The sequence below is a fragment of the Rhizobium sophorae genome, assembly GCF_013087515.1.
Lineage (GTDB): Bacteria > Pseudomonadota > Alphaproteobacteria > Rhizobiales > Rhizobiaceae > Rhizobium > Rhizobium sophorae.
In genome coordinates this window covers 266,652-272,779 of the sequence record NZ_JABFCN010000046.1, presented here as the reverse complement: position 1 = coordinate 272,779, position 6,128 = coordinate 266,652, and the positions used below count along the sequence as shown (strand labels likewise).

Below are 6,128 nucleotides of genomic sequence, written 5' to 3'. Positions count from 1 at the left end.
CGTTTTTCCATCTTATCGGGGGCAACCACCCTCGCCAGCCATCACTCTTGAAAATGGTCCTGGGTGATCGCGCCGCGATTACCCCATGTTTTGCGACCACGACATGCTCAAATCAAAAACCTAAAGTGTGGCAGGCGAATCTGAGGATCGCGCCCTACTTTAGCCGTCACAAAAGATGCACTTTCGCCGTGTTACCGTAAGATCCCGCCATCCCCGCGAGGTTCTCCATGCTGAAGAATTACAAGGTCTTGAAGGGTACGGCGAGCGCACTCGCCCTTGATGACGACAACGATCCCCATATCGAGATCCGCATCGAGGCGGGCGGCGTCAGCTACCGGATCGCTCTGAATGTCCGCTCGAAGATGTCGCCGCACGACCTGCTCTATGCCAACATCGTCGATTTCAAGCATTCGGCACTGACGGACGCCCTCGAAGCCCTGCCGATGGGCCTGACCGACATCCGCAAGGACCGTCCGGAGCTTGCGATCGACTATGTCCGCGGCGGGCTGATCGAGCGCGAGGACATGAATGTCGCGCCCTTCCAGCTCTCCGGCCCGAAGAACGACCTGCGCGATTTCATCGAGCCGATCGTCGAGGAAGGCATTGCCGATCCCGACATCCATTTCTATGCCTTCGGCGAGGCCTGGGGCCCCGAGCACAACAAGCCCGACCAATATTTTGATTTCGAGCCGGGCAACGGCATCCACGACATCCACATGAACCAGGGCGATGGCGGCAGCTTCAAGGCCACCAACGGGCCGAACCAGGACGGCGCGCTGCTCGTCCATTTCAACGATACCGACGAATGGGCGGCGATCTTCCTCTGCTTTCAGTCGCAGAACTGGAATACCGATGCGGCGACCGGCCATCCGGTTTCCGACAGCCGTGGCGGCCAGGGCCGCGGCGAAGGGACACGCCGGCCGCAGCCGATCGTCGCCTCGTCGCTGCGCATCGTCGCCGCGCTGATCAACCCGGTCAACGGCGAAGGCGGCACCGAGGCCGAAACGGTGACGATCATCAACCGCTCCGACATGGAGGCATCGCTCGAAGGCTGGAAGCTGGAAGACGAAAACGGCAGGACCCAGACGCTGTCGGGATCGCTTAACGCAGGCGAGCTGCGCACCATAGCGCTCGATGCCGCAGCCGGCGGCCCGCAGCTTGCCAACCGGGGTGGCGACATCATCCTGCGCAATGCCGACGGTGCCGTTGCCGATCGGGTCGGCTACGGCAAGAGCGAGACGGCGAACGAAGGCTGGACGACGATCTTCTGATCGGCGCCCTGCCCTTGATCCGTCCGCCGGGCGGCTGGAATCAGCTGCCGATTTCGGCCGAGATCAGCGCGCTCAGGCGGCCGATGCCGTCTTCGATCATCTGCTCGTTGGCGCAGGAGAAGCTGAGGCGGAAGGTGTTGGCGCCCGAACCGTCGGCGAAGAACGCCTTGCCGGGCACGAAGGCGACCTTGGCGGTCTCGATCGATTTCGCCAGCAGCTTGGCGCCGTCCATGCCCTCCGGCAGCGTGATCCAGATAAACATGCCGCCCTCCGGCTTCGTCCAGCTGGTGCCTTCAGGCATGTATTTCTCAAGCGCGGCCAGCATGCAGTCGCGACGTTGGCTGTAGGCGGCCTTGATCTTGGCGACCTGCGCGTCAAAGCCGCGCTCGGCGACATCTGATATCGCCATCTGGTTGATCGTCGAAGAATGCAGGTCGGCCGCCTGCTTCATCAGCACAAGCTTGCGGATGACGGGCGCATTGGCGACGATGAAACCGACGCGAAGGCCGGGCGCCAGCGTCTTCGAGAAGCTGCCGCAATAGATCGTGCGCGTATCGTTGATATGACCCTTCTCGGCGATTTCGAGCGCCAGGATCGGCGGGATAGGATCGCCGTCATAACGCAGCGACTGGTAGGCCGCATCCTCGATGACCGCGATGTCGAGATCTTCCGCCAGTGCCAGGACCTTCTTGCGACCGTCAAGATCGACGGTCTCGCCGGTCGGATTGGAGAAGTCTGCGGAGAGATAGGCGAACTTGACCTTGCCGCCGGCAGCGGAAGCGGCCGCGCGGTAGGACTCGGGCGTCCGGTTGCCGTTCGGCGTCAGCTGGTCGTAGGCTGGTTCATAGGCGTTGAAGGCCTGCAGCGCGCCGAGATAGGTCGGCCACGTTACGAGCGCGGTGTCATCAGGCGACAGGAAGAGCTTGCCGAGATAATCGAGGCCCTGCTGCGAACCGGACACGATGAAAACGTTGTCGAGTTCGCAGGGGATGCTGAGAGCCGCCATCTGCCCGACCAGCCATTCGCGCAGCGGCTTGTAGCCCTCGCTGACCGAATATTGCAGTGCCGCGTTGACGGCGGCTCCGTCGAAGATATCGGCATAGGCCTGCTTGAATTCCTGATCGGGAAAGAGCGCCGGATCCGGAATGCCGCCGGCAAAGGAGATGATGTCAGGCCGGTCGAGAAGCTTCAAGAGCTCGCGGATCTCGGATGCGCGCATGCGCGACGAGCGCGACGCAAACATGGTGTCCCAGTTCAGCATGGGGGTTTCCTCATATTTTCTATACCGGCGACAAACCATGCCACGGAAATTATGTCAATAATACTGACCTATTTTCTTGTCATGATGACAAGTGTAGACGCCATCCAATAACGAAGGCGCTCGATCCGGAATTTGCTGCTCGACGTCAGCCCCATCAAGCGATTATTCCTCTGATCAAAGCGGAAACCGGTCGATTCAGACCTTCCAAGACCAGCCCGGCGGCGGTAGTGTCGCCGCCACTATCCAATGTACTATCAAGGTGCCAGCAATGACCGCGACGACGACCTCTCCTGAAATCAAAATCGAACTCCACAAGTCTCCCGTCTCGGACGCCGATCGCATCCAGGCACTGGAGACGCCCGGCTTCGGTAAGGTCTTCACGGATCACATGGTCCTAGCACGATGGACTGCCGACAAGGGTTGGCACGATACGAAGGTTACGCCGAGGCGTCCTCTGGAGCTCGATCCTGCGAGCGCCGTGCTGCACTATGCTCAGGAAATTTTTGAAGGCATGAAAGCCTACAAGGCAGATGATGGCCGGATTCTGCTCTTTCGGCCTGAAGAGAACGCCCGCCGCTTCGCGCAATCGGCGATCCGCATGGCGATGCCTCCCGTGCCCGAGGAACTCTTCCTGAAGGCGGTCGAAGAACTGGTCCGCGTTGACAAGGCCTGGATTCCGTCCGGCGACGCCAGCCTGTACCTTCGCCCCTTCATGTTCGCCAACGAGGCGTTTCTCGGCGTTCGTCCGGCTCAGGAATATGTCTTCTGCATCATCGCCTCTCCGGTCGGCGCCTACTTCAAAGGCGGAGCGAAGGCGGTCTCCCTATGGGTCGAGACCGAATACACCCGTGCTGCCGCCGGCGGCACTGGTGCTGCAAAATGCGGCGGTAACTACGCGGCCAGCCTCGTGGCGCAAGCCGAAGCGGCGAAGAAGGATTGCGATCAGGTCGTCTTCCTGGACGCCGCAGAGCATCGCTGGGTCGAGGAACTCGGCGGCATGAACGTCTTCTTCGTCATGAACGACGGATCCGTGGTGACCCCGCCTCTTGGCGGCACGATCCTGCCGGGTATCACCCGTGCCTCGGTGATCGTGCTCGCTCAAGAAAAGGGCTTACGCGTCGAGCAGCGTCCCTACTCCTTCGCAGAATGGCAGCAGGACGCAACCAGCGGCAAGCTGGTTGAAGCCTTTGCTTGCGGCACTGCCGCGGTCCTGGCGGGCATCGGCCTGGTTCGACATGCCGGCGGCGAGTTTCTGGTCGGAGACGGGCAGACCGGCAAGTTGACCAGCGAACTGCGCCAGCAGCTCGTCAGCCTGCAGAAAGGCGTAACGAACGATGAGCGCGGCTGGACCCGCCTTGTCCCGGCCTGAACTCCGGACGCTTCACGCAACGGCGGCGTCAATGCCGACATGGGCGCCGCTCTCCGCCTCGCCCGCAAAGCCGTCGGGCTGGCGATCTATTCCGCCCTCGCCGAAGTTCGTTTCGATCTGCACGATACGATGTTCTTCGATCCGACAGCCATTAAGCAATCCGCGATCTCTTTCGAAACCGGGCGCCGCCCGGTTTTTTGTTGCCGAGTCAGCCGGGAAAAACCCATCGTCGAGTTCCCATTTGGCGACCGAAATAGCACCAACGCCAAAAACGGTTCGCCATTGACCGATGCCAAGTGAATTCTTAATCCATAATCGATAGAGGAAGGGTAAGAATGGCAAACCGCAACCCTCTCTACAAAATTCCAGATCTCCATTCCCAAGGAAGTGCGCGAACAACAGCACTGGTCGGCGGGAGGAATTCGTGTTCATACCCAAAGGCAAAGGCGTATTGCTGATGCCGGTCCCGACGCTTGCCGATCTTCGCGGCATCGCCGAAGGCGCAGACAACAAAAACTACCGTGACCGAAACGACCGTTTCTGATGCGCGTGATCGACAGCTCCGCATGGATAGAATGGCTGACGAAAAGTGCTGCCGGAACCCAGCTGCAGGCCGAAATCCCGGAACGCGATCAATGCATCGCTCCGACGATCGTGCAGCTCGAGCTTTCCAAATGGCTAGCACGCGAAAGGGACGAGGAAGCCGTCGACAGCTTCATCGCTTATACCGCGAAATGCATGGTTGTTTCTCTCGACACAACGCTTGCTCGCCGGGCTGCCGAAATATCGGCAGCCCATAAACTCGCCACCGCCGATGCGATCATTTATGCGACCGCGGAGCGCCACGACGCCGACATCCTGACCTGCGGTGCCCATTTTAAGGATCTCGAACGCGTCATCTATATCGATAAAAAAGACTGATCCGCATGTGACCCAAGCCCTCGACGACTGGGCACAACGCTTCTATCACAAACTGGGAAATGATAATCTGGCATCTGGAATGGCTGAAAACCGGCATGTGCAGGCGGCACCGAATCCAATGGCGAAAATGACGATCTCGCTTCCGGATCATCTGGCGGAATACGTCGAAAACCGTGTCGCAAGCGGCAGATATAGCAATGCCGACGCATTCCTGGCGGAGCTTATTCTGAAGGATCAGCTCCATCACAAGCTTGATGACGAAGAACTGCGCAACATTCTGAGACAGGCTGAGGAAAGCGGCACGAGCGAGCGGCGTATTCCCGACATCCTGTCGGAAACGAAGGCAAAGCTGCGTGACAACCACCTATAGGCTAACCCGAACCGCAGACGCAGTGCTATCAGGCATTGACGAATATGCTTGCCTCAATTTCGGCGAGGCGCAGGCAGACGCCTATCTTCTCGACTGGGACAGGATTTTCGTGCTTCTTTCGCATGCTCCCTCCATGGGAGAAGAGTGCGACGAACTCGGCGCTGGCCTTCGCCGCCTCCTCCATATGCGTCACGTCGCCTTCTACCGGGTGACGTCAGAAGGGATTGTCGTCATTGACATCATCGACGCCGACCGGCTTCCTGAAAGACATCTTCAATCCAACCGACGCCCGCGATCGGCCGAACAGCATGCCTCTTAACCGCACCTCCGCCTTCTATGAGGGAAATGCCGAGACATACGCCAAGCGGGCGCGCAGCCTGCCGAAGCAGCAGCTCGATGCCTTCCTCGCTGGGCTTGTGCCGGGTGCGGCAATCCTCGAACTCGGCTGCGGCGGCGGGCAGGACAGCGCCTACATGCTGGCGCAGGATTTCGACGTGACCCCGACGGATGGCTCGACCGAGCTTGCAAGACAGGCGGAAGCGCTGATCGGCAGGCCGGTCAGGGTCATGCTGTTCAAGGAGCTCGACGCCGACAGCGCCTTCGACGGCGTCTGGGCGCATGCAAGCCTTCTCCATGTTCCGAGACTTGAACTGCCCGACGTCTTTGCCCGCATCCGCCGCGCCCTGCGGCCCAGCGGCCTCCTTCACGCAAGCTTCAAGGCAGGCGATGCAGAAGGCCATGACGGCTTCGGTCGTTATTACAACTATCCCTCCGCCGAATGGCTCTCGGAGCTTTTGACGAAAGGTGGTTGGCGGAATATCGCCATAAGCGAATACGACGGTGGCGGATATGACGGCAAGCCGACCCGTTGGCTCACCGTCAGCGCACAACGATAAAGGCCGGAGCTTTCGCCCCGGCCTTCAATTCCTACAGTCC

8 protein-coding genes and 1 pseudogene are annotated in these 6,128 nt (G+C 60.1%); 8 read left to right on the top strand and 1 reads right to left on the bottom strand.

Features of this window, described 5'->3' with window-relative positions:
- Positions 1-227 precede the first annotated feature (227 nt).
- Entirely contained in the window at positions 228-1,271 is a 1,044-nt protein-coding gene (locus G9X64_RS25630) for a DUF2278 family protein (protein WP_168313540.1), read from the top strand.
- Between the two features lie 40 nt (positions 1,272-1,311).
- On the opposite strand, the gene G9X64_RS25625 is transcribed toward G9X64_RS25630, so the two are convergent.
- The gene (locus tag G9X64_RS25625; RefSeq protein ID WP_168313539.1) at positions 1,312-2,532 is read right to left on the bottom strand and encodes an aminotransferase-like domain-containing protein; all 1,221 of its coding nucleotides are present in this window, start codon (positions 2,530-2,532) and stop codon (positions 1,312-1,314) included.
- Between the two features lie 268 nt (positions 2,533-2,800).
- Between G9X64_RS25625 and G9X64_RS25620 the strand changes: the two genes are divergently transcribed.
- From G9X64_RS25620 to G9X64_RS25590, 7 genes and pseudogenes are all read left to right on the top strand, one after another.
- Positions 2,801-3,901 carry a branched-chain amino acid aminotransferase gene (locus tag G9X64_RS25620; RefSeq protein ID WP_168313985.1) on the top strand — a complete coding sequence of 367 codons (1,101 nt, stop codon included), beginning with the start codon at positions 2,801-2,803 and terminating at the stop codon, positions 3,899-3,901.
- Between the two features lie 39 nt (positions 3,902-3,940).
- The gene (locus G9X64_RS25615) at positions 3,941-4,201 is read left to right on the top strand and encodes a hypothetical protein (protein WP_168313537.1); all 261 of its coding nucleotides are present in this window, start codon (positions 3,941-3,943) and stop codon (positions 4,199-4,201) included.
- A 69-nt stretch (positions 4,202-4,270) separates the two neighbouring features.
- Positions 4,271-4,445, top strand: a pseudogene (locus G9X64_RS25610) (AbrB/MazE/SpoVT family DNA-binding domain-containing protein).
- Positions 4,445-4,822 carry a type II toxin-antitoxin system VapC family toxin gene (locus G9X64_RS25605; protein WP_171377621.1) on the top strand — a complete coding sequence of 126 codons (378 nt, stop codon included), beginning with the start codon at positions 4,445-4,447 and terminating at the stop codon, positions 4,820-4,822. Before G9X64_RS25610 ends, G9X64_RS25605 begins: the two are co-directional and overlap by 1 nt.
- A gap of 118 nt (positions 4,823-4,940) precedes the next feature.
- Positions 4,941-5,192, top strand: coding sequence for a ribbon-helix-helix domain-containing protein (locus G9X64_RS25600; RefSeq protein ID WP_168313541.1), 252 nt, complete (start codon positions 4,941-4,943; stop codon positions 5,190-5,192).
- Positions 5,176-5,511 carry a type II toxin-antitoxin system RelE/ParE family toxin gene (locus G9X64_RS25595; protein ID WP_024320838.1) on the top strand — a complete coding sequence of 112 codons (336 nt, stop codon included), beginning with the start codon at positions 5,176-5,178 and terminating at the stop codon, positions 5,509-5,511. The genes G9X64_RS25600 and G9X64_RS25595 overlap by 17 nt, the downstream gene beginning before the upstream one ends.
- The gene (locus tag G9X64_RS25590) at positions 5,501-6,088 is read left to right on the top strand and encodes a class I SAM-dependent methyltransferase (protein ID WP_168313535.1); all 588 of its coding nucleotides are present in this window, start codon (positions 5,501-5,503) and stop codon (positions 6,086-6,088) included. The genes G9X64_RS25595 and G9X64_RS25590 overlap by 11 nt, the downstream gene beginning before the upstream one ends.
- Positions 6,089-6,128: the final 40 nt, after the last annotated feature.

What these genes read in the sequence shown, in the direction of transcription:
- G9X64_RS25630 (WP_168313540.1), top strand. Translation starts at nt 228, where the DNA reads ATGCTGAAGAATTACAAGGTCTTGAAGGGTACGGCGAGCGCACTCGCC.
- G9X64_RS25625 (WP_168313539.1), bottom strand. Translation starts at nt 2,532, where the DNA reads ATGCTGAACTGGGACACCATGTTTGCGTCGCGCTCGTCGCGCATGCGC.
- G9X64_RS25620 (WP_168313985.1), top strand. Translation starts at nt 2,801, where the DNA reads ATGACCGCGACGACGACCTCTCCTGAAATCAAAATCGAACTCCACAAG.
- G9X64_RS25615 (WP_168313537.1), top strand. Translation starts at nt 3,941, where the DNA reads ATGGGCGCCGCTCTCCGCCTCGCCCGCAAAGCCGTCGGGCTGGCGATC.
- G9X64_RS25605 (WP_171377621.1), top strand. Translation starts at nt 4,445, where the DNA reads ATGCGCGTGATCGACAGCTCCGCATGGATAGAATGGCTGACGAAAAGT.
- G9X64_RS25600 (WP_168313541.1), top strand. Translation starts at nt 4,941, where the DNA reads ATGGCGAAAATGACGATCTCGCTTCCGGATCATCTGGCGGAATACGTC.
- G9X64_RS25590 (WP_168313535.1), top strand. Translation starts at nt 5,501, where the DNA reads ATGCCTCTTAACCGCACCTCCGCCTTCTATGAGGGAAATGCCGAGACA.